This window comes from Streptomyces sp. NPDC026589 (assembly GCF_040638385.1).
Classification (GTDB): domain Bacteria; phylum Actinomycetota; class Actinomycetes; order Streptomycetales; family Streptomycetaceae; genus Streptomyces.
Genome location: NZ_JBEZYG010000003.1, coordinates 259,484 through 281,829, shown reverse-complemented (window position 1 = coordinate 281,829; position 22,346 = coordinate 259,484). Strand labels below are relative to the sequence as shown.

The following is a 22,346-nucleotide window of genomic DNA, read 5'->3' as shown; positions in this document are numbered from 1 at the left end:
CTGCCCACGACCTTGGGGGACGTATGTCCGGGCGCACAGACAGCAAGAGGTTCCGGGTCCGCAGGGACTCCGTCTCCGCCGCTCGACGGCACGTCAGAACAGTCCTGATCGGGCGGAAACTCGGCGGACTCGCCGACGACGCGACGCTGATCACCAGCGAGTTGGCCACCAACGTCATCGCTCACGCCAAAGGCACCGGCGACTACTTCGAGTTGGGTTTACGGCGTCGGAACGGCGTACTGATCCTGGAGGTCGCCGACTCCTACCAGTGGCTGATGCCGGAACTCCGCAAGCCCAGCGACGACGAGACGTCCGGCCGGGGCCTGCTCATCGTCGACGCGCTCGCCGAGCGGTGGGGCGTACGGCCGCGCAACCCCGGAAAGACCATCTGGGTCCACCTGCCCGTCCGGACCCGGCTCCCGTGAAGTCCCCCCTGCGCCGCCCACCTGCGTCACCTCCGCCCTCGCCCTTCGCCGAGCGCGTACGCATCGAGGCCGATCCCGCTTACCGGGACCGGTACTTCCCCGGACTGAGCGCGACGATCGCGCAGCGGGGCCACTGGCGCTCGGCCGAGGTGGACGCACTGGTCCGGCGGCTGAGGTCGCCGCCGTAGGAGCCGCGCGGCAGACGTCAGCAGGAGAGCAACCGGCCAGCACCAGCACCAGCACGGAGGTACACGAAGATGAGCACGATGACGCACACGCACGCACCGTGGGGCACGAGCCGAATGGGACCGTACGAGGAGACCATCGCCGTCCCGCAGTTCGCCCCCGTACTCGACCCCGATACGCAGATCGCCCTGGTCGTCGACGAGAACGGCCGCGCGGTCGAGATGGGCGGCCACGGCACCAGCACCAGCGGGCTGACGCCGACCCACACCACCCCGGGCGACGGCCCGCCACGTACGGCACAGGCGTTCAGCGGGGTTTCCTGCGGACCCCGAGTCGGGACCTCGATCTCACCCGGGTGCGGTCCGTCTGGGTCCGCAGGCCGTCGCCGTACGACGGCCCTTCGGGGCTGGACGAGCGCGACCGCCGGTTCGCGGCCGAGCAGTCCTTCTGGGGAACCGGGGGCATCCTCGCGTCCCTCCCGGGCACGCATTACGTCAACCGCCCGTGGAACAACCGTGCGGCCGAGTACAAGCCCGCCCAGCTCGCGGCGGCACAGCAGTGCGGATTCCTGGTCCCCGACACGCTGATCACCCATGTCGTACGGGATGCTCGGGAGTTCACCGCGCGGCACAGAGGCGGAGTCGTCTACAAGCCCGTGTGGAACACGCCCTACCGCCTGGCCGGCCAACCTCACAGCGTTTGGGTCCGCGAAGTGCGTGAGCAGGAGATCACCGACGCCGTGGCCGTCTGTCCCCACCTCTTCCAGGCCCGGGTGGACAAGGCGTTCGACGTGCGGGTCACCTGCGTCGGGCCGTGGCTGTCCGGGGTGAGGATCGACAGTCCCGATCTGGACTGGCGGCGCCGGCAGGACCTCATACGGTGCGGACCCGTGGACGTACCCGAAGCGGTGGGAAAGTCCATCCACGCCTACCTCGCCCACTTCCGTCTGGTCTACGGGGCGTTCGACTTCGCCGTAGACCGTGACGGGACCTGGTACTTCCTCGAATGCAACCCCAACGGGCAGTGGGCCTGGCAGCCGCCCGAAACCACCCATGGCATCGCCCAGGCGCTTGCCGATCAGCTGGAGAAAGGCTCCGACGCATGAGTAGCTCCGCTCACCTGCGTACCGTCCTCGCGGACGCGCTCACCGAGGACGGGGCGCTCACCGACCCCGCATGGCGCGATGCCGCCCTGGCAGTTCCCCGGGAGCTGTTCCTCAGCTCCTACTTCGTACAGGTCCCCGACAGCGTCCCTACCAGCTACCGGCCCGTTCACCAGGGTGAGGACGGGTGGCGGGAAGGGATCTACACCGACCGGACGCTCATCACTCAGCTCGACGGCCGTGTCCGGCCCGGCGATGTGACGGACGGCGGCGGCGTCACGGGCGATCCGACGTCGTCGTCGACCCTGCCGTCGCTCGTGCTGCGTATGTGGCAGCAGCTCGAAGTGGAGTCCGGACAACGCGTGTTGGAGGTCGGCACGGGGACCGGCTACTCGACCGCCCTCGGCGCGCACCGCCTCGGCGACGACCGGCTCACCAGCATCGAGTACGACCCCGTGGTCGGCCGGGCCGCAGCCTCCGGCCTCAAGGAAGCCGGGTACGCGCCGCGTCTGGTCGTCGGGGACGGTCTGCGGGGCGACCCGGACGCGGGACCGAGCACGTACGACCGCCTGATCGCCACGTGCTCGGTCCGGTACGTCCCCATGGCCTGGCTGCACCAGGTGAAGCCGGGCGGGAAGATCCTGGTCACCCTCTCCGGCTGGAGCTACGCGTCCGGGCTGGCACTCCTCACCGTGACCGGGCCCGGGAGCGCGACGGGACGGCTTCTGCCCGGGTTCACCAGCTTCATGATCGCGCGTCCGCACGACCGGCCGCCGCGCCCGGCCCTGTCCCTGCTGCCCGGCGAGGAGCGGCCGAGCCGGATCGACCCGGCGGTGATCGGCACGTGGACGGGCAGTTGGGTGGCCCAGCTCGCCGCTCCGGCTGCGGAACGCATGGGGGCGGGGGCGGAGCAGATCCTCTGGGACGTCTCCACCGGATCGCAGGCGCGGACGGCGCTGGGGCCCGATGGCGGGTGGACGGTCGTACAGCGCGGCCCCGTACGCCTGTGGGACCGGGTCGAGACCGCGATCCGGCTCTGGCAGGCAGCGGGAGAGCCGCACCAGGAGGGCTTCGGCATCACAGCCTCGGCTGCCGGGCAGCGGGTGTAGATCGGTTCCGAGGACGGTACGGGGTGGGACCTGCCGATGTGAGACCGTGCCCCGCCCCCCGCACTTCCCGGAGGTCGCGGGCGGAGCTTCGTACCGCCCATGGCCTCCGGGGAGAAAACGGAAGAGACCTGCCCCGTGCTGCAATGCACCGCCGTCACCGACGTACCGTTCTACGAAGCGCTCCTCGCGCTCGCCACCATGGAAGGCGGTCCCGAGTATCCGCCCGACGTCCTCGCCCAGGACGACTTCCTCCTCTGCGAACTGGGCGAGCACGACGAGGCCGCCGAGCACGCCGCCCACGTCTGGACCGCCGATGTCCCCGACGTCGACCGGGACCTGTGGCTCCTGTGGACCGGCGCCGGCGCCCACCGCGTCTACCGGTTCGACACCCTGCCCCTGTGCCCCGCCCTCCTCCGGGACCTGGCCACCCGCGCCGTCACCTCGTGCGCGTACCTCGACCACCACCCCGGCCCGCACTCCTGGACCGTGACCGACCCGCTCGGCGACCTCATCGCCCAGAACATCCACGGTGAGGTCCAGCGGCTCGTGGGCGAGGAGGACAACTCCACCGGCAACGAAGGCCCTTGACTTTTCGGCGTATCCAGCACCACGCTCCGTCGACGCCCCCTAGGCTGAATCGGCCCCGGGACCGACCAGGGGCCGGGGCTTCGTGAGCGGAGAGGCGATCATGGGGGAACTGGACGGCCGGACCGCACTGGTGACAGGCGCCTCGCGGGGCATCGGGCGGGCGGTCGCCCTGCGGCTCGCCGCCGAGGGGGCGCTGGTCGCGGTCCACTACGGCGGCAACGAAGCGGCAGCCGCCGAGACCGTGGGGCGGATCGTCGAGGCAGGTGGGCGGGCCTTCGCGGTGCGGGCCCTGTTCGGCGGGAGCGGGGCGGTGGACCGGCTGTTCGAGGGACTGACCACCGGGCTCGAGGTCCACGGCGTGGACGGTCTGGACATCCTGGTCAACAACGCGGGCATTCACTCGGCCACGTCGATCGGGCAGCTCACCGAGGAGGAGTTCGCGCGGGTACTGGCGATCAACGTGAGTACGCCGGTCTTCGTCGTCCAGCGGGCGCTGCCGCTGCTGCGGGACGGCGGGCGGATCGTCAACATCGGCTCGGCCGCCACCCGGATCGCGAATCCCCAGCAGATCGGCTACACCGTCAGCAAGGCGGCGCTGGCGGCTCTCGGCCCGTCGCTCGCCAACGAACTGGGCCGCCGAGGGATCACCGTGAACACGGTCGAACCCGGCGTGGTGCTGACCGACATGATCGGCGCCTACGCCGACGTCCCCGAAGCGGTGGCCGCACTGGAGTCGATCACCGCGCTCGGGCGCATGGGCCTGCCGGAGGACATCGCCGACGTGGTGGGGTTCCTGGCAGGGCCGCGGGGGCGCTGGATAACCGGCCAGACCATCGATGTCTCCGGGGGCACCTACCTAGGACCGCCGACGGCCGGGTGATCACCGCTCTGCCCACGCCCGACCGCCACGCACGCCTCCTCGTCGGTCACGCCGTCCTCCGCCGTCAGCTCGATCAGCGCGTCCAGCCGGTCGCGGGCGGCCAGGAGGGCGGCGGCTGCCTCGTCGATGCGGGCGCGTTCGCGGTGCAGGTCGGGGAGCATGCTGGAGCAGGCGGGCTCCAGGATGCGGCCCTCGTCGACCATGCAGGGCAGCAGCTCGGCGATGACGGCCGTGTTGAGACCGGCGGCCAGCAGCATGCGGATGCCCCGTACGGTCACGACGTCCGCTTCCTCGTACTCGCGGTAGCCGCTCGGGCGACGGGCCGGGCGCAGCAGGCCCTGCTCCTCGTAGTAGCGCAGCAAACGCTGACTGACGCCGGTCCGTCGGGAGAACTCCCCCATGCGCATATGACGACCACCACATTCGGTTGACTCTCACACCGGTGTGAGACAGCAGCCTATGCCGCATGACGCATCAGCCTTCAACACGCCCGCAGGACAACCCCGTTACCGTCATCGGACTCGGCCCCATGGGGCTCGCCCTCGCCGGGGCCCTTCTGAAGAAGGGCCATCCCACCACCGTCTGGAACCGCACCCCGGAGAAGGCCAAGGATCTCGTCGCCCGGGGCGCGCGGCTCGCGGCGTCCGTGGCCGACGCCGTGGCCGCCGGCCCTCTCACCGTCGTCTGCCTCAAGGACTACGCGACGCTGTACGAGGTGCTCGATCCCGTCGGCGGCGCGGCGGCGGGCCGGACCTTGGTCAACCTGAACTCCGGTACGCCGAACGAGGCGCACGCGGCGGCCTCCTGGGCGGCCGAGCGGGGTGTCACCTACCTCGACGGTGCGGTCATGGTTCCGCCGCCCCTCGTCGGAGACCCCGGATCCGTCTTCCTCTTCAGCGGCCCCCGCGAGGTCTTCGACGCCCACCGGGCCACGCTGGCAAGCCTGGGCGACCCCCGGTACCTCGGCCCCGACCCCGGGCTCGCGGTGCTCCACAACGCGGCGCTGCTCGGCCTGATGTACGCGACCATGAACGGCTTCCTGCACGCCACCGCGCTCGTCGGCTCGGCGGGCGTACGGGCCGCGGAGTTCGCCGATCTCGCGGTGAACTGGTTCCTGCCCACGGTGGTGGACGCGACCCTCGTCGAGCAGGCGCCGGATCTGGACGCGGGCCACTACCCGGGCGACCTCGGCACCATGCACATGAACCTGAACGCGCTGGAGCACATCGCCCTCACCTGCGAGGAGCAGGGCGTGCACACGGGGCAGCCGCGGCTGATGCGGGAGATCGCGGCACAGGCCATCGAGGACGGCCACGGCGGGTCGAACTACCTGGCCGTTTACGAGGTGTTCAAGAAGGCGGCGGAGCGGGGCGCGCGGTAGCGGCGGTGAGGCCCGGCGGGTCGCACGAGCCCCGCCGGGTCAGTCCCGGGAGGACCCCGGCAGCCGGGTCCAGAAGTGGTCGACGATGTTCTCGACGTAGCGACGCCCGTCCTCGCCGGATGCCGTGGTGCCGCCGGCCCGGCTCAGGGTCGCCGCCAACAGGCCCTGGTACTCCTGGTGCATGGCGGACAGGGGGCTCTTCAGGTCGCGGCGCTCCATGGAGACCAGCTTGGCGATGTCGCGGATGTGCGCCTGCCAGCGCGTGGAGACCGCCTCGGTGAGGAGGCGGGCCAGCTCATCCTCCAGCCTGGTGATGGCGATGAAGTCGCGCGGGGGGAGATCGAGGACCTCGCCGAGCTTGACGGACTGCCGTTGGTCACCGGCCCACAGACCGGCCTCCTCCATGGACAGATAGGCGTCGAGGGTGAGACCGGTGGCGCGCGCGACCTCCTCGGCCGAGACGCCGCGCGCTATGCGGTGTTCGAGCAAGGTATGTGGATGGCCCATGAGTTCGCTGGGACGGCACCACAACGCGCCCGCCAGGGCGGTGAATTCCGTTGGGTCCGGCACATGGGTTCCGCGCTCCCACGCGATCACGTGCTCGGGCCCGACGTGTGACGTGCCGAAGGACGCGCGCATGCCGTAGGCGACATGACCGGGTGCCATCCCGAGTTTCTCGCGCAAGGCGCGCGCTGCCCGCGCGTTGAAAGGGAGTGGTCGGTGCACATACGGAGCGTAGGGGAGCCGTCACCGCCAATTCCATACCCACTGTCGGCTGCCTGCCGGTTTGGCGGAAAAGGTCACCGCTGATTCCGTAGGAAGCCACAGGGCCGAAAGGGGACCAACTGCACGCTCTACGCGGGTAGTTGCGGTCCTGCTACCGCCGCGTATGATCCGCTCGCAAGGTGCCGCATGTGCGTTCGCACAGCGCCTGCCTCTCACATCGGGCAGCACCGGCGAAACCCCCTTCCCCATCATTCGCAGGCTCAGGAGACTCCGTCATGCACCCCAGTACGACCAGCCCGCCGCCCGACGCGAAACGAGACGGATCGGGGGGCGCCGTCGACCGGTTCTTCCGCATCAGCGAGCGCGGTTCGACGTACCTCCAGGAGATACGCGGCGGATTCGCCACGTTCTTCACGATGGCGTACATCCTGGTGCTCAACCCGATCATCCTCGGCGGGGCCGAGGACAAGTTCGGCAAGCAGCTGGACAACGTGCAGCTGGTCACCGCCACCGCTCTGGTCGCCGCGGTGATGACGCTGATCATGGGTGTGGGCGGCAATCTGCCGCTGGCCCTGGCGGCGGGTCTGGGCATCAACGCCGTCGTCGCCTACCAGATCGCTCCCCTGATGAGCTGGGACGACGCGATGGGCCTCATCGTGCTCGAAGGGCTGCTGATCTGCGTTCTGGTGATGACCGGGCTGCGCGAGGCGATCATGCACGCCATTCCGCAGCCCCTCAAGCAGGCCATCAGCGTCGGCATCGGCCTGTTCATCGCCTTCATCGGCTTCGTGGACGCCGGGTTCGTCACCCGCATCCCCGACGTCGCGGACTCCACCGTGCCCGTCCAGCTCGGCACCGGCACGCTCACCGGCTGGCCGATGCTCGTCTTCTGCCTCGGCGTGCTCCTGACGATCGTGCTGGTCGCCCGGAAGGTCAAGGGCGCGATCCTCATCAGCATCGTCCTGATGACCGTCGTCGCCATCGTCATCAACGAGGTCGCCCGCATCAAGTCCTGGGGCCTGACCTCGCCCTCGATCCCCGACAACCCGGTCGCCGCACCCGACTTCGGGCTGCTGGGCCAGTTCGACCTGTTCGGATCGTTCGGCCAGGTCAGCGTGTTGACGGTCGTCCTGCTCGTCTTCACCCTCATCCTGTCCGACTTCTTCGACACGATGGGCACGGTCGTCGGTGTCACGGCGGAGGCCGGGCTCCTCGACGAGCGGGGTCAGGTGCCCGGCCTCGGCCGCGTCCTGCTCATCGACGGTGTGGCCGCCGTCGCCGGCGGCGCCGCGTCCTCGTCCTCGGCCACCACGTACATCGAGTCCGCCGCGGGTGTCGGCGAAGGAGCCCGTACCGGCTTCGCCAACGTGATCACCGGCGGGCTGTTCGCGCTCGCCCTCTTCCTCACGCCCGTCCTGACGATCGTGCCGATGCAGGCCGCGGCGCCCGCGCTCGTCGTGGTCGGGTTCCTGATGATGACCCAGGTCAAGCACATCGACTGGGACCGTTACGACGTCGCCATCCCGGCCTTCCTCACCATCGTCGTCATGCCGTTCACCTACTCCATCACCAACGGCATCGGCGCCGGCTTCGTCGCCTACGTGGTCATCAAGGCGTGCCTGGGCAAGGCGCGCGAAGTCCACTGGCTGCTGTGGGGCACCGCCGCGCTCTTCCTGGTCTACTTCATCATCGACCCGCTGGAGCAGCTCCTCGGCCTCAAGTAGCACGGCCCGGCGCCGGTGGCTTCCGGGTCAGCGGCTTCCGGGTCAGTGGCTTCGGGGTCAGTGGCTTCCGGCGTCGGAGAGGCAGAACTCGTTGCCCTCCGGATCCCTGAGGACCGTCCAGGACATTCCCTGCATCGACTGCTCGCCGACGACGGTCGCGCCCAGCTTCGCCAGGCGCTCCACGTCGGCCGGGCGGTCGGGCGAGGAGAAGTCGACATGGACCCGGTTCTTGGCGGCCTTGGGCTCGGGCACCCGCTGGAAGCCGAGAACCAGCGGGGTCGCCGCGAGGACGACGAACGCGTCGTAGTCCTGCGGCGGCTCCTCGACGCCCAGCGCCTCGGCCCACCAGGCGGCCAGGGCCTGGGGGTCGGCGCAGTCGATCGTGATCATTTCCGGTGAGATACGCATGCCTCTCACCGTACGGCGCACCACTGACAACGGGCCGGAAGTCGCCCTTCGGCCCGTTGTCGGCTCGCCTCAGGCCGGCGCGATCTCCAGCAGCGGGAGTTCACGGCCCGGGATGGAGCCGGACGGGGTGACGCCGATCCGGACCGCGCCCATGGCCCGGTAGAAGCGCTCCGCGTTCGGGTCGGCGTCGATGGTGAGGCGGGTGAAGCCGAGGCGGCGGGCCTCGTCCATGGTGTGGGCGAACAGCCGTCGCCCGACCCCCCTGCCGATGGTGTCCGGTTCGACGAACATCATGCCGAGCGCGCCCCTCGGCGGCTCCCCGTCCAGGGTGGTGAAGCCCAGGATCCGGCCATCCTCCTCGGCCACCGCCGTCCGCCGGGCCGCCACGTCCGCGGGGCGGACGGTCAGCTCCTCGCGGCAGGCGGCCAGGAACTCCGCGTCGTACCCCCAGTGGCCCTTCGACCGGAGGGCCAGTTCGGTCAGTGCGGCGGCTTCGGCCGCCTCGCCCGCGCGTATCCGCATGGGGTCATCGTCCCCCGTGCGGATACACACGGCCACGGATTTGCGCGGACACGGGCGACCATGGGCCTGCGCGGACACGCGCGGCGACGGAGTCGGCCGACGTCAGTCGAAGATCGGGTCCTGCGTCCGGGTCCGCTTGATCTCGTAGAAGCCCGGGATCGAGGCGACCAGCAGCGTGCCGTCCCAGAGCTTCGCCGCCTCCTCGCCCTTGGGGGCGGGGGTGACGACCGGGCCGAAGAAGGCGATCTGCTCGCCGTCCGCGCCGGGAACGGCGATGACCGGGGTGCCGACCTCCTGGCCGACCTTGTCGATGCCCTCCTTGTGGGAGGCGCGCAGCTCGGTGTCGTACCGGTCGGAGTCGGCGTACTCCGCGAGGTCGGCGGGCAGGCCGACGTCCTTCAGCGCGGCGGCCACCGCCTCGCGGGTGGGGCCCTCGCCGTTGTTGTGGAAGCGGGTGCCGAGCGCGGTGTAGAGGGGGCCGACGACCGCGTCGCCGTGGAGCTGCCCGGCGGCGACGACGACCCGGACCGGGCCCCAGGCCTTGTTCTCCAGGAGGTCGCGGTACTCCTCCGGCAACTCGTCCAGCTTGTCCTCGTTCAGGACGGCCAGGCTCATCACGTGCCAGCGGACCTCCACGTCGCGGACCTTCTCCACTTCCAGCATCCAGCGCGAGGTCATCCACGCCCAGGGGCAGAGGGGGTCGAACCAGAAGTCGACCGGAGTCTTGCCGTTGGCCGGGGTGTTCTCGGACATGTCTCTCCTCAGAAGGGCGTGTGACATCTGCGGGCGAGAACGCCTCCGGACGGGCGGCCATTCCCTGCATGCGGCCCCGAGGAGGCGCGTGCAAGGATCAATGGGTTCGAACACGACACATAACGCGCGTCACGAAGGAGTGCCCGTGCCCGGTGAAAACCTGTCCCGCGACGAGGCCCAGAAGAGGGCCGAGCTGCTGACCGTCGACGGATACGAGGTCGAACTCGACCTGCGGTCCGCCGTCGGCGAGCCCGAGGGGGCCGACGGGGGCGACGGGGGCGACGGGGAGTCCGGTCCGCGGACGTTCCGGTCGCTCACCACGATCCGGTTCCGCTCCGCCCGGGCGGGCGCCTCGACCTTCGCCGACCTGGTGGCCCCGGGTGTGGACGCGGTGACGCTGAACGGGACGGCCCTCGACCCGGCCGTCGTGTTCGACGGGACGCGGGTGGCGCTCGACGGGCTCGTCGAGGGCGAGAACGTCCTCGTGGTCGACGCCCGCTGCGCGTACAGCAGGACCGGCGAGGGCATGCACCGCTTCGTCGACCCGGAGGACGGCGAGGTCTACCTCTACACGCAGTACGAGCCGGCCGACGCCCGCCGGGTCTTCGCCAACTTCGAGCAGCCCGACCTCAAGGCCCCCTACCGCTTCCGGGTGGCGGCCCCCGCCGGCTGGCGGGTCTGGTCCAACGGGGCCGAGGAGTCGCTGAAGGACGGGGTGTGGACCTTCGCCGAGACGAAGCCGATCTCCACGTACATCACGGCCGTCGTCGCCGGCCCGTACCACTACGTCAGCGATCACTACAGCCGTACGTTCGACGACGGCACCACGCTGGAGATCCCGCTCGGCGCGATGTGCCGCAAGGGGCTCGCGAAGCACTTCGACGCGGACGACGTCTTCCTGATCACCAAGCAGGGCCTGGACTTCTTCCACGACCACTTCGACTACCCGTACCCCTTCGGGAAGTACGACCAGGCGTTCGTGCCCGAGTACAACCTCGGCGCCATGGAGAACCCGGGCATGGTCACCTTCCGCGAGGAGTACATCTACCGCGGCAAGGTCACCTCGGCCGCCTACGAGCGGCGTGCCAACGTCATCCTGCACGAGATGGCGCACATGTGGTTCGGCGACCTGGTCACCATGGAGTGGTGGGACGACCTGTGGCTGAAGGAGTCCTTCGCGGACTTCATGGGCTCCTTCTCGATGGTCGAGGCGACCCGCTTCACCAACGGCTGGATCACCTTCGCCAACAACCGCAAGGCGTGGGCCTACCGCGCCGACCAGCTGCCCTCCACCCACCCCATCACGGCGGACATCCGTGACCTGGAGGACGCCAAGCTGAACTTCGACGGGATCACGTACGCCAAGGGCGCCTCCGTGCTCAAGCAGCTGGTGGCGTACGTGGGGCGCGACGCGTTCCTCGAGGGCGCCCGGCGCTACTTCAAGAGCCACGCCTACGGCAACACACGCCTGGGCGACCTGCTGTCGGTGCTGGCCGAGACGTCCGGCCGCGACATGACGGCCTGGTCGCGCTCGTGGCTCCAGACGGCGGGCGTCAACGTGCTCACCCCCGTGCCGACGTACGACGCGGACGGGAGGCTGGCCGAGCTGGCCGTCGTCCAGGAGGCCGCCGCCTCGCACCCGGAGCTGCGACCGCACCGCGTCGCGGTCGGCCTGTACCGGCGTACGCCCCAGGGCGAGCTGACGCGTTACGCGCGCGCCGAGGTGGACGTGGCCGGTGAGCGGAGCGTGGTGGAGGCCCTGGCCGGCTCCGAGCGGCCCGATCTGATCCTGGTCAACGACGACGACCTCACGTACTGCAAGGTCCGCTTCGACGAGGGGTCGCTGGCCACGCTGCGCGACCACCTGGGCGCGATCACGGACCCGCTGGCCCGTGCCCTGTGCTGGTCGGCCCTGTGGAACCTGACCCGGGACGCGGCTCTGCCGGCCCGCGACTTCGTCGCGCTGGTGCTGGCGTACGCCGGGCGGGAGAGCGACATCGGCGTCCTCCAGATGCTGCACGCCTGGGCGCAGTCCGCGCTGGTCAACTACGCGGCCCCCGACTGGCGCGAGGAGGGCGGCCGGGCGCTGGCCGACGGCGCGCTGCGCGAGCTGCGGAGCGCCGAGCCGGGCAGCCAGCACCAGCTGACCTGGGCCCGCTTCTTCGCGGCGGTCTCCTCGTCCGAGGAGGACTTCCTGCTGCTGGGCGGGCTGCTGGAGGGCACGGCCCGGATCGACGGTCTCGACGTCGACCAGGAGCTGCGCTGGTCCTTCCTCTCCCCGCTGGCCTCGCACGGCGTGGCGAACGAGACGGCGATCGACGCCGAGCTGGCCCGCGACGACACCGCCTCCGGCAAGCGCCACCACGTACGGTGCCTGGCCTCGCGCCCCTCGGAGGCGGTCAAGGCGCAGGCGTGGGCGGCGGTCGTGGAGTCGGACAAGCTGTCCAACGCGCTGGTCGAGGCGACGATCGCCGGCTTCGGGCAGCCCTCCCAGCGGGAGCTGCTCGCCCCGTACGCGCACCGCTACTTCGAGGTGATCGAGCGGATCTGGGCGGAGCGGTCCATCCAGATCGGCATGCACGTGGTGCGGGGGATGTTCCCCGGCCTCCAGGACAGCCCCGCGACCCTCGCGGCGGCCGACGCCTGGCTGGGTGAGCACGAGGACGCCGCCCCGGCGCTGCGGCGTCTGGTGCTGGAGGCCCGGGACGATCTCGCGCGGGCGCTGCGCGGCCAGGAGTGCGACCGGGCCGCCGCCTGAGTCGGTACGGATGAGGGGGCGCTCGGGCGGGGCGTGCGTGCGGCGTGAAAGCGGCGCTCGTACACCTGCCCGAGACGCCCCTCCCCCGATTCCCGGCGCGACGGCCCTTTTCGGTTGTCGAACGTCCGTGCTTTAGGACGGCGTTGTCCGGGATTGTCGACGGGCGTGTAACAGGGGTTAGGGCCCCCTCCACGGGCGGGAAACCCCGGGACATGACCCAGAACGCCCCGCTCTCCCCCCGTCTCCCCGGCCTCCCCTTCCACTCCGAGGACGTCACGCACCGTGTCCTGTCCACCGCCCAGTTGAGGGCGCGGGGTGTGTCCGCCGCGCAGACGTCCGCCCAGTGCCTGCCCGGTGGCCCCTGGCAGCATCTGCTGCCGGGCGTCTATCTGCTGCACCCGGGCCCTCCCACCGGCCGGGAGCGGCTGCGTGGGGCGCTGCTCTACGCGGGGCGTCCGCCGGCCTCCGCGCGGCGCGCTCCGGCGGGCCACGCGGGCACGGGGTACGGCGAGTCGATGCTCACCGGGGTGGCCGCGCTCGCGCTGTACGGCTTCGCCGCGGCCGGGGACGTGGAGGCGCTGCACCGGGTCGACGTGCTGGTCCCGCGCACCCGGCGGCTGCGGTCCACCCGGTTCGTGGAGGTGCTGCGGACCGCCTCGATGCCGGACCCGGTGCGGGTGGGCGAGGTGCCCGTCGCTCCGGTGGAACGGGCCCTGGCGGACGCGGTCGCCGGCACGGCCGACGCGGTCGTCGTCCGGCGGCTGCTGACCGAGGCGGTACGCGACGGGCACTGCGAACCGGCCGCCGTGGTAAGCGAGTTGAGCGAGGCGAGGCTGCTGGGGCGGCCCGCCGTGGTGGGCGCGGTCGATGCGCTGCTGGCCGAGGGGCGGGCGGCGGCGGAGGCGATGCTGTACGCGATGGTGCGCGAGCACGGGCTGCCGGAGCCGCTCTGGAACGTGGAGCTGCGGCTGCCGGGCGGGCCCCGGCTCGGCGGGGTCGACGCCTACTGGCCCGACCAGGCCGTGGCGGTGGAGCTGGACGCCCGGGCCCCCCGGTACGGCGTGCCGGGACGGAGGGGCCGGGCGGAGGCGGACCCGCAGTGGTCCGCGTACACCGCGAGGCGGGAGCACCTGGAACGGCTCGGGATCACGGTCGTCCGCCTCTCGCCGAGGAAGCTGCGCGAGGCGGCGGACCAGCAGGCGACGGTGGTGCGGACGGCGCTGATGGCGGCGGCGGACCGGGAGCCGGCGGCGTACGTGATGGTGCTGCCGCGCTGAGAGGGGTTCCGGACCCGCTGCTGTTCCCGGCCACCGACCCGTACACCGTCGGCCACCGACCCGTACACCGCCGGGCACCGACCCGTCCGCCATCGGCCACCAACCTGTCCGCCGCCGCCATCAGCGCCGTCCGGCCTCGGCCACCGACCCGCCCTGTCTCGGCCACGGAGGCGTCTGGTCCGGACCACAGTCGCCGCCACCCGCGTCGCCAGGCGTCGCGGACGCACCGTTTGGCCTCATTCATCCCTCGTGGCACATCGCGCCCCGTGGCGGATCTATGCCATGTCCCTGACTCGCCTCCGTCAACTCTCCACAAACCCCTGTCATTTACGACAGGCTGAGCGGTCATCCGGTACCGAATTCCGGACTCTCTCTTTCAATTACAGGGATGCTGATGACCAAGGAATCCCCCAGCTCCATACCCGGGGCCAGACGCGCGGCGCGTATCGCGGCCGCTGCCGGACTGGCGGCCGCACTCGCCGCCTCCGGCGCCGCTCCGGCGTTCGCCGCCGAGGACCCGGCACCGGCACCCGTCAAACCGGCCGCCACGAGCGACCGGGGCGACAAGCTCGGCAAGGCCGACGCCGATGTCCTGGCGAAGGCCGAGGCCAAGGGCGAGAAGAGCGTCACCATGATGGTCGCCACCACCCCGGGGGCGACCGAGCAGGTCAGCAAGCAGCTGGACGCCGTCGAGGGCTCCGTGCTCGGCCAGACCTACGACAAGCTCGGCTACGTCCGGGCCACGGTTCCGACGAAGAGCGCCGAGTCCACCATCAAGGCGGCCTCCAAGCTCTCCTCCGTCCTCGGCATCGATCTCAAGCAGGAGATCAAGCTGGACGACCCGACGCCCAAGGGCGACCGGGCCGCCGGAGCGAAGCAGCCGAAGGCCACGGGCAGTTACGCGGCGCCGAACAAGAAGACCCCGGCGAAGAACCCCTACAACCCGTCGTTCGAGACGGGCGCGGTCGACTTCGTCGAGAAGCACCCGACGGCCGACGGCCGCGGGATCACCATCGGCGTCCTGGACTCCGGCGTCGACCTCGGTCACCCGGCCCTGAGGAAGACCACCACCGGCGAGCGCAAGATCGTCGACTGGGTGACCGCGACCGACCCGGTGAGCGACGGCGACGGCACCTGGCTGGAGATGTCCGGGTCGGTGGCCGGCCCGACGTTCACGTCCGGCGGGAAGACCTACTCGGCGCCGGCGGGCAGCTACAAGTTCGCCACGTTCGCCGAGGCGGCCACCACCGGCGGCGAGATGGCGGGCGACCTCAACCGCGACGGTGACACCACCGACGTCTGGGGCGTGCTGTACGACCCGGTCACCGGCACCACCCGGGTCGACCTGAACAACAACGCGGACTTCTCCGACGACAAGGTCCTCAAGCCGTACAAGGAGAAGTTCCAGGTCTCCTACTTCGGGGAGGACGACCCGCGCACCCAGGTCGTCGAGCGCATCCCGTTCGTCGTCGAGACCCGTAAAAACGTCGTCCTCGACTCCTCGGGCGCGAAGGCCGACTTCGTCAACATCGGCGTGATCGAGGGCTCGCACGGCACGCACGTCGCGGGCATCACCGCGGCCAACGGGCTGTTCGGCGGCGAGATGAACGGCGCCGCCCCCGGCGCCAAGATCGTCTCCTCGCGTGCCTGCACCTGGTCCGGCGGCTGCACCAACATCGCGCTGACCGAGGGCATGATCGACCTCGTCGTCAACCGCGGCGTCGACATCGTCAACATGTCGATCGGCGGCCTGCCCCCGCTCAACGACGGCAACAACGCGCGCGCCGAGCTGTACAAGCGGCTCGTCGACATCTATGGCGTCCAGCTGGTCATCTCGGCCGGCAACAGCGGCCCGGGACTCAACACCATCGGTGACCCGTCGCTCGCCGACCACGTGATCTCGGTCGGCGCGTCGATCTCCAAGGAGACGTGGGCGGCCAACTACGGCTCCAACGTCACCAAGAAGTACGACATGCTGCCCTTCTCCTCGCGCGGTCCGCGTGAGGACGGCGGCTTCACGCCGATCATCTCGGCGCCGGGTGCCTCCATCAACACCACCCAGACCTGGGCACCGGGCGGTCCGGTCAAGGAGGCGGGTTACGACCTGCCCGCCGGCTACTCCATGCTCCAGGGCACCTCGATGGCCTCCCCGCAGGCGGCGGGCGCCGCCGCGCTGCTGCTGTCGGCCGCGAAGCAGAAGGACATCGAGCTTCCCCCGGCCGATCTGCGCTCGGCGCTGACCAGCACCGCGGGCCACATCAAGGACGTGCCCGCGCACGTCCAGGGCTCCGGTCTGATCAACATCGTCAAGGCGTGGAAGCAGATCGCCAAGCAGGGCAAGCCCGCCCACGAGTTCTCGGTGAAGGCCCCGGTCGACACCGCGATCGACTTCGCGCTCAAGGACCCGGGCTTCGGCACCGGCCTCTACGACCGCGAGGGCGGCCTGAAGGCCGGCGAGACCAAGGTCTACGACGTCGTCGTCACCCGTACCACGGGCCCGGACCGCAACGTCCAGCACAAGCTGTCCTGGAAGAACAACGACGGCACCTTCGAGCTGAGCAGCCCCCAGTACGTCTCGCTGCCGCTCGACACGCCGGTCAAGCTCAAGGTCAAGGCGAAGGCGAAGTCCGCCGGCGTCCACAGCGCCATCCTGCGGGTCGACGACAAGAAGACCTCCGGCGTGGACCACCAGATCATGACCACGGTCGTCGTCGCCCACGAGCTCCAGCAGCCCGGTTACGCCTACAAGGCGTCCGGCTCGGTCCAGCGCAACGGCACCACGTCGTACTTCGTCAACGTGCCGGAGGGCGCGAAGACCCTTGAGGTCGCCCTCAGCGCCCTGCGCTCGGGCAGCCAGACCCGGTTCGTCTCCCTGCACCCGTACGGGACGCCGGTCGACCCGACCTCCACGGTCAACTGCTACCCGAACTACGAGAACCCGGCCAACACCTGCCGCCCGGACGCGCGTTCCTACAAGGACCCGCAGCCCGGCGTGTGGGAGATCGAGGTCGAGGCGCGTCGTACGTCGCCGCTGCTGGACAACCCGTACAAGCTGGACGTCTCGCTGCTCGGCGCGACCTTCGACCCGGCGGTGCAGACCATCGCCGAGGCGAAGATCGGCGCTCCCGCCGCGGTGAACTGGACGGTCACCAACGGCGCCGCCGACCTCCAGGGCAAGCTCCAGGGCGGTTCGCTGGGCTCGGCCAAGGTGGACAAGCCGTCGATCTCGACGGGCCAGACCCGTGAGACCACGGTCACCATCGGCGCGGGCGTCGAGAAGCTCGACATCGCCATCGGCGGCACGTCGGACGCCAACGCCGACCTCGACCTGTACGTCTTCCGGGGCGCCACGCAGGTCGGCAGCGCGACCACCGCCGGTTCCGAGGAGGCCGTCAGCCTGGTGAAGCCCGCCGCGGGCACGTACACCGTCGTCATCGACGGCTACTCGGTCCCGGCCGGGTCGACCACGTACGACTACCGCGACGTGTACTACTCGGCGTCGCTCGGCACGATCAAGGTCGACTCCACCAAGGCGGTGAACCTGGCCAACGGCGCGTCGGCCCAGGTCGGCGCCGAGGTCGTGGTCGCCGGGGCGGCTCCCGAGGGGCGTCAGTTCTTCGGCGAGGTCAGGCTGGTCAACCCGCGCGGCACCGCCGCGGGCACCGGCAGCGTCGTGATCGAGAAGGTCACGCCGTAACGGATAAGGGCACGCCGTAACGGATCCGGCAACGGGCCCCACGGGGCCCTGACCGACCCCATCGGCACGTCGGCGGGGCGGGCGCTCTCACGAGCACCCGCCCCGCTGTGCGTGTTCCTCGTCACACCCCCCGCGGCCCGCCGCAGATGTTTCCCCCCGTACGCGCCGACGTTGCAGAATCTGCGGTCCTCGCGCGAAGAGTCCGCAGGTCGGACAATGGATTGGACAAGGCGGGCCAGGACATACGCATCATGGAGCGGCAAACGGGCCGCACAGCCGCACGGGCGGGCAGCCGCCGGACGTGCAGAACAGAGGAGTCCTCGTGAAGGTCGGAATCGTCGGCGCCACCGGTCAGGTCGGCACAGTCATGCTCAGGATCCTGGCCGAGCGGGACTTCCCGGTCGACGAGCTGCGGCTGTTCGCCTCGGCCCGGTCCGCGGGCTCCACGATCGACTTCAAGGGCTCCGGCGTCACCGTCGAGGACGCCTCCGCGGCCGACTACACGGGCCTGGACATCGTGCTGTTCTCCGCCGGCGGCGCGACCTCGAAGGCGCTGGCCGAGAAGGTCGCCGCCCAGGGCGCCGTGGTGATCGACAACTCCTCCGCCTGGCGCAAGGACCCCGAGGTCCCCCTCGTCGTCTCCGAGGTCAACCCGCACGCGGCCCGGGTCCGCCCGAAGGGGATCATCGCCAACCCGAACTGCACGACGATGGCCGCGATGCCCGTGCTGCGCCCGCTGCACGACGAGGCCGGTCTCGAAGCGCTGACCGTCGCCACCTACCAGGCCGTGTCCGGCTCCGGCGTCGCCGGTGTGGCCGAACTGCACGGCCAGGCGGCCAAGGTCGTCGCCGAGGCCGAGAAGCTGGCCCACGACGGCGAGGCCGTGGACTTCCCCGAGCCGGCCGTCTACAAGCGCCCGATCGCCTTCAACGTGCTGCCGCTGGCGGGCTCCATCGTGGACGACGGTTCGTTCGAGACGGACGAGGAGCAGAAGCTCCGCAACGAGTCCCGCAAGATCCTGGAGATCCCGGAGCTGAAGGTGTCCGGCACCTGCGTCCGGGTCCCGGTCTTCTCCGGCCACTCGCTCCAGATCAACGCCCGCTTCGCCCGTCCGATCGGCGTCGAGCGCGCCCTGGAGCTGCTGAAGGACGCCGAGGGCGTCGAGCTCTCGGAGATCCCGACCCCGCTCCAGGCGGCCGGCAAGGACGCCTCCTTCGTGGGCCGCGTCCGGGTCGACGAGACGGTCGAGCACGGTCTCGCGCTGTTCGTCTCCAACGACAACCTCCGCAAGGGCGCGGCGCTGAACGCCGTGCAGATCGCGGAGCTGGTGGCGGCCGAGCTGAAGGGCTGACCCGCGGCGTCACGCGTACGGGGAAGGGGCGGCCACCGGTGATCGGTGGCCGCCCCTTCGCCTGCTCGGGCTCAGAGCGCGAGGTGGCGGCGGAGGGCCGCGTCGATCTCGGCCATGCGCTGGCGGGGGACCTCACCGATGCGCTTCAGTACCCGGTCGGGGGAGACTGCCCGGATCTGTTCGCACTGGGCCTTGGAGTTCTGCGGAAGGTGGCTCTCTTTCGCTGCGAGAAGGACCTGGAAGCTGAGGATCCGCGAGGTGTTCGAGGTCAGGGGGACCACGGCGACAACGCCCCTGCCGGTCAGCTCGACCGACCGGTTGGCGGCGTTGTTGGAAACGATCACTGCCGGGCGCACCTTGTTGGCTTCGCTCCCCCGCGCAGGTTCCAGGTCCACGAGGTGGATGTCGCCCCTACGCATCGGTGAGCCCATCGGCCACGGTGCGGTCCCAGAGAGCGGCGTCCTCGCTGGCGTCCCACTCCTGGAACGCCTCTGTGTACTCGTCTTCGAGACCTGCGGTGCGCAACAGCTCGATGGCGGCGTGTATGACGGCGGACCGGGAATCCGCCTCGGTCTTCGCCGCGTACTCGTCGACGAAGGCGACATCCTCCTGCGGCAGACTCACGCTGATCTTCATACCGTCGATGCTACCGGAGTAGGAGGGAGAGTGCTACTCACCGTCGGGCGGGGCCGGACATGGAAGGATGATCCGAAACGTCACTATCGAAGGAGATGGCCGCGTGCCTGGCACGAATCTGACCCGCGAAGAGGCGCAGGAGCGGGCGCGCCTGCTGACCGTGGACGCGTACGAGATCGATCTCGACCTCTCCGGAGCGCAGGAGGGCGGCACCTACCGGTCCGTGACCACCGTGCGCTTCGACTGCGCGGAGGCGGGTGCGGAGTCGTTCATCGACCTGGTCGCCCCGGCCGTCCACGACGTGGTGCTGAACGGCAAGGACCTGGACGTGGCCGCCGTGTTCCGCGACGCGCGGATCGCCCTGCCGCATCTGCGGGAGGGAGCCAACGAGCTGAAGGTCGTAGCCGACTGCTCGTACACCAACACCGGTGAGGGGCTGCACCGGTTCGTCGACCCGGTCGACGAGCAGGCCTATCTGTACACGCAGTTCGAGGTCCCGGACGCGCGCCGCGTCTTCGCCTCGTTCGAGCAGCCCGACCTGAAGGCGACCTTCGCGTTCACCGTGAAGGCCCCGTCCGGCTGGACGGTCATCTCGAACTCCCCGACGCCGGAGCCTGCGGGCGACGTCTGGACCTTCGAGCCGACGCCGCGCATCTCCACGTACATCACGGCTCTCATCGTGGGCCCGTACCACGCGGTGCACAGCAGCTACGAGAAGGACGGCCAGTCCGTCCCGCTCGGCATCTACTGCCGCCCCTCCCTCGCGGAGTACCTGGACGCGGAGGACATCTTCGCCGTCACCCGGCAGGGCTTCGAGTGGTTCCAGGAGAAGTTCGACTACGCGTACCCGTTCGCCAAGTACGACCAGCTCTTCGTCCCCGAGTTCAACGCGGGCGCGATGGAGAACGCGGGCGCGGTCACCATCCGCGACCAGTACGTCTTCCGCTCCAAGGTGACGGACGCGGCGTACGAGATGCGGGCCGAGACCATCCTGCACGAGCTGGCCCACATGTGGTTCGGCGACCTCGTGACGATGGAGTGGTGGAACGACCTCTGGCTGAACGAGTCGTTCGCCACCTACACCTCGATCGCCTGCCAGGCGGACGCCGCGGGGTCGAAGTGGCCGCACTCCTGGACCACGTTCGCCAACTCCATGAAGACCTGGGCGTACCGGCAGGACCAGCTGCCCTCGACGCACCCGATCATGGCGGACATCCAGGACCTGGACGACGTCCTCGTCAACTTCGACGGAATCACGTACGCCAAGGGTGCGTCCGTGCTCAAGCAGCTCGTGGCGTACGTCGGCAAGGACGCGTTCTTCCAGGGCGTCCAGGCGTACTTCAAGGCGCACGCCTTCGGCAACACCCGCCTCTCCGACCTGCTGGGCGCCCTGGAGAAGACCTCCGGCCGCGACCTGAAGACCTGGTCGAAGGCGTGGCTGGAGACGGCGGGCATCAACATCCTGCGCCCGGAGATCGAGACCGACGCCGACGGCCGCGTCACCTCGTTCACCGTGCTCCAGGAGGCCCCCGCGCTGCCGGCCGGCGCGAAGGGCGAGCCGACGCTGCGCCCGCACCGGATCGCCATCGGCGCCTACGACCTCGACGCGGCCGGCAAGCTGGTGCGCACCGACCGGATCGAGCTGGACGTCGACGGCGAGCGGACCGACGTGCCCGCCCTGGTGGGCAAGGCCCGCCCGGCGGTCGTCCTGCTCAACGACGACGACCTCTCGTACGCGAAGGTCCGCCTCGACGCCGAGTCGCTGCGGGTCGTCACCGAGCACCTGGGCGACTTCACCGAGTCGCTGCCGCGCGCCCTGAGCTGGGCCTCGGCCTGGGACATGACGCGCGACGGCGAGCTGGCCACCCGCGACTACCTCGCCCTGGTGCTCTCGGGCATCGGCAAGGAGTCGGACATCGGCGTCGTGCAGTCGCTGCACCGCCAGGTGAAGCTGGCACTCGACCTGTACGCGGCGCCGGAGGCCCGTGAGACCGCGCTCAACCAGTGGTCGGACGCGACGCTGGCGCACCTGCACGCGGCGGAGCCGGTCAGCGACCACCAGCTGGCCTGGGCCCGCGCCTTCGCGGCCACCGCCCGCAACCCGCAGCAGCTGGCCCTGCTCCAGTCGCTGCTGGACGGCACGGAGACCATCGAGGGCCTGGCCGTCGACACCGAGCTGCGGTGGGCGTTCGTGCAGCGGCTGGCGGCCACCGGGCTGCTGGACGAGGAGGAGATCGCCGCCGAGTACGAGCGCGACAGGACGGCGGCGGGCGAGCGCCACGCGGCCTCCGCGCGGGCGGCCCAGCCCACCCAGGAGGCCAAGGACGAGGCGTGGGCCTCGGTCGTGGAGTCCGACAAGCTGCCCAACTCCCTCCAGGAAGCGGTCATCGGCGGCTTCGTCCAGACGGACCAGCGCGAGCTGCTGGCCCCGTACACGGAGAAGTTCTTCGCCGCGGTGAAGGACGTCTGGGGCTCGCGCAGCCACGAGATGGCCCAGCAGATCGCGGTGGGCCTCTACCCGGCGCTCCAGGTCTCCCAGGAGACGCTGGACGCCACGGACGCCTGGCTGGCCTCGGCCGAGCCGAGCGCGGCCCTGCGCCGGCTGATGTCGGAGTCGCGGTCCGGCGTGGAGCGCGCGCTGAAGGCCCGGGCGGCGGACGCGGCGGCGGCCACCGCGTAGCGGCACGTACAGCCCTGGGGGCGTCCCTCTTCGTCGCGGCGGATACGTCGCGGCGGAGGGGGCGCCCCCTTCCCGTGCGCCGACGTCGGGGCACGTACGCCCGTCGGAGCGCGCCGCGGCCGTCAGAGCACGTCGCGGCCGTC

20 protein-coding genes and 1 pseudogene are annotated in these 22,346 nt (G+C 70.6%); 14 read left to right on the top strand and 7 right to left on the bottom strand.

All coding sequences use genetic code 11. The features are described 5' to 3' along the window. Window positions 1–23 precede the first annotated feature (23 nt). The 7 genes and pseudogenes from AB0F29_RS07200 to AB0F29_RS07170 all read left to right on the top strand — a co-directional run bounded on the left by AB0F29_RS07200 (window position 24) and on the right by AB0F29_RS07170 (window position 4,290). The gene (locus tag AB0F29_RS07200; protein WP_361868320.1) at window positions 24–425 is read left to right on the top strand and encodes an ATP-binding protein; all 402 of its coding nucleotides are present in this window, start codon (window positions 24–26) and stop codon (window positions 423–425) included. Next, window positions 422–613 carry a hypothetical protein gene (locus AB0F29_RS07195; protein WP_361868317.1) on the top strand — a complete coding sequence of 64 codons (192 nt, stop codon included), beginning with the start codon at window positions 422–424 and terminating at the stop codon, window positions 611–613. The genes AB0F29_RS07200 and AB0F29_RS07195 overlap by 4 nt, the downstream gene beginning before the upstream one ends. Before the next feature lie 69 nt (window positions 614–682). After that, window positions 683–844: pseudogene (tgmA, locus tag AB0F29_RS07190) on the top strand (putative ATP-grasp-modified RiPP); the annotation flags it as partial. Between the two features lie 122 nt (window positions 845–966). Beyond that, the gene (locus AB0F29_RS07185; RefSeq protein WP_361868745.1) at window positions 967–1,716 is read left to right on the top strand and encodes a hypothetical protein; all 750 of its coding nucleotides are present in this window, start codon (window positions 967–969) and stop codon (window positions 1,714–1,716) included. Then, window positions 1,713–2,822 (top strand): ATP-grasp peptide maturase system methyltransferase, encoded by a 1,110-nt coding sequence (gene tgmC, locus AB0F29_RS07180; protein ID WP_361868315.1) that lies wholly within the window; start codon window positions 1,713–1,715, stop codon window positions 2,820–2,822. Before AB0F29_RS07185 ends, tgmC begins: the two co-directional genes overlap by 4 nt. A gap of 135 nt (window positions 2,823–2,957) precedes the next feature. After that, window positions 2,958–3,410, top strand: a complete 453-nt coding sequence (locus AB0F29_RS07175) for a hypothetical protein (RefSeq protein WP_361868313.1) — start codon at window positions 2,958–2,960, stop codon at window positions 3,408–3,410. A 100-nt stretch (window positions 3,411–3,510) separates the two neighbouring features. Further along, window positions 3,511–4,290: an SDR family oxidoreductase gene (locus AB0F29_RS07170; protein ID WP_361868719.1), complete on the top strand. Its 780-nt coding sequence runs from the start codon at window positions 3,511–3,513 to the stop codon at window positions 4,288–4,290. On the opposite strand, the gene AB0F29_RS07165 is transcribed toward AB0F29_RS07170, so the two are convergent. After that, window positions 4,263–4,697: a MerR family transcriptional regulator gene (locus tag AB0F29_RS07165; RefSeq protein WP_361868310.1), complete on the bottom strand. Its 435-nt coding sequence runs from the start codon at window positions 4,695–4,697 to the stop codon at window positions 4,263–4,265. The genes AB0F29_RS07170 and AB0F29_RS07165 overlap by 28 nt on opposite strands. A 59-nt stretch (window positions 4,698–4,756) precedes the next feature. On the opposite strand from AB0F29_RS07165, the gene AB0F29_RS07160 reads away from it, so the two are divergent. After that, window positions 4,757–5,671 (top strand): NAD(P)-binding domain-containing protein, encoded by a 915-nt coding sequence (locus tag AB0F29_RS07160; protein WP_361868308.1) that lies wholly within the window; start codon window positions 4,757–4,759, stop codon window positions 5,669–5,671. A 39-nt stretch (window positions 5,672–5,710) separates the two neighbouring features. Here the strand turns inward: AB0F29_RS07160 and AB0F29_RS07155 are convergent, their stop codons facing one another. Then, on the bottom strand, window positions 5,711–6,337 hold the full coding sequence (locus AB0F29_RS07155; RefSeq protein ID WP_361868306.1) for a helix-turn-helix transcriptional regulator: 627 nt from the start codon (window positions 6,335–6,337) through the stop codon (window positions 5,711–5,713). 335 nt (window positions 6,338–6,672) lie between these two features. Here AB0F29_RS07155 and AB0F29_RS07150 point away from each other — a divergent pair, with 335 nt between their 5' ends. Then, entirely contained in the window at window positions 6,673–8,121 is a 1,449-nt protein-coding gene (locus tag AB0F29_RS07150; RefSeq protein ID WP_361868303.1) for an NCS2 family permease, read from the top strand. Between the two features lie 57 nt (window positions 8,122–8,178). Here the strand turns inward: AB0F29_RS07150 and AB0F29_RS07145 are convergent, their stop codons facing one another. The 3 genes from AB0F29_RS07145 to AB0F29_RS07135 all read right to left on the bottom strand — a co-directional run bounded on the left by AB0F29_RS07145 (window position 8,179) and on the right by AB0F29_RS07135 (window position 9,804). Further along, a complete protein-coding gene (locus AB0F29_RS07145; protein WP_361868301.1) occupies window positions 8,179–8,529 on the bottom strand; it encodes a VOC family protein in 351 nt (116 codons plus the stop codon). A gap of 69 nt (window positions 8,530–8,598) precedes the next feature. Beyond that, complete coding sequence (locus AB0F29_RS07140; RefSeq protein ID WP_018959226.1) at window positions 8,599–9,051, bottom strand: GNAT family N-acetyltransferase; 453 nt, start codon at window positions 9,049–9,051, stop codon at window positions 8,599–8,601. A 102-nt stretch (window positions 9,052–9,153) separates the two neighbouring features. Further along, entirely contained in the window at window positions 9,154–9,804 is a 651-nt protein-coding gene (locus AB0F29_RS07135) for a DsbA family protein (RefSeq protein WP_361868299.1), read from the bottom strand. A 145-nt stretch (window positions 9,805–9,949) separates the two neighbouring features. Between AB0F29_RS07135 and pepN (AB0F29_RS07130) the strand changes: the two genes are divergently transcribed. The 4 genes from pepN (AB0F29_RS07130) (at window position 9,950) to AB0F29_RS07115 (ending at window position 18,887) form a co-directional block, all read left to right on the top strand. After that, complete coding sequence (gene pepN, locus AB0F29_RS07130) at window positions 9,950–12,562, top strand: aminopeptidase N (protein WP_361868297.1); 2,613 nt, start codon at window positions 9,950–9,952, stop codon at window positions 12,560–12,562. Window positions 12,563–12,774: 212 nt separating this feature from the next. Further along, window positions 12,775–13,839, top strand: a complete 1,065-nt coding sequence (locus AB0F29_RS07125) for a hypothetical protein (RefSeq protein WP_361868294.1) — start codon at window positions 12,775–12,777, stop codon at window positions 13,837–13,839. A 388-nt stretch (window positions 13,840–14,227) separates the two neighbouring features. Then, entirely contained in the window at window positions 14,228–17,536 is a 3,309-nt protein-coding gene (locus AB0F29_RS07120) for a S8 family serine peptidase (protein WP_361868291.1), read from the top strand. A gap of 322 nt (window positions 17,537–17,858) precedes the next feature. Further along, entirely contained in the window at window positions 17,859–18,887 is a 1,029-nt protein-coding gene (locus tag AB0F29_RS07115; protein WP_361868288.1) for an aspartate-semialdehyde dehydrogenase, read from the top strand. Between the two features lie 71 nt (window positions 18,888–18,958). On the opposite strand, the gene AB0F29_RS07110 is transcribed toward AB0F29_RS07115, so the two are convergent. Both AB0F29_RS07110 and AB0F29_RS07105 read right to left on the bottom strand, forming a co-directional pair. Beyond that, window positions 18,959–19,306, bottom strand: a complete 348-nt coding sequence (locus tag AB0F29_RS07110) for a type II toxin-antitoxin system PemK/MazF family toxin (protein WP_361868285.1) — start codon at window positions 19,304–19,306, stop codon at window positions 18,959–18,961. Continuing rightward, a complete protein-coding gene (locus tag AB0F29_RS07105; RefSeq protein ID WP_228922588.1) occupies window positions 19,299–19,523 on the bottom strand; it encodes a ribbon-helix-helix domain-containing protein in 225 nt (74 codons plus the stop codon). Before AB0F29_RS07105 ends, AB0F29_RS07110 begins: the two co-directional genes overlap by 8 nt. Window positions 19,524–19,626: 103 nt before the next feature. Between AB0F29_RS07105 and pepN (AB0F29_RS07100) the strand changes: the two genes are divergently transcribed. Next, window positions 19,627–22,203, top strand: coding sequence for an aminopeptidase N (gene pepN, locus AB0F29_RS07100; protein WP_361868282.1), 2,577 nt, complete (start codon window positions 19,627–19,629; stop codon window positions 22,201–22,203). Window positions 22,204–22,346: the final 143 nt, after the last annotated feature.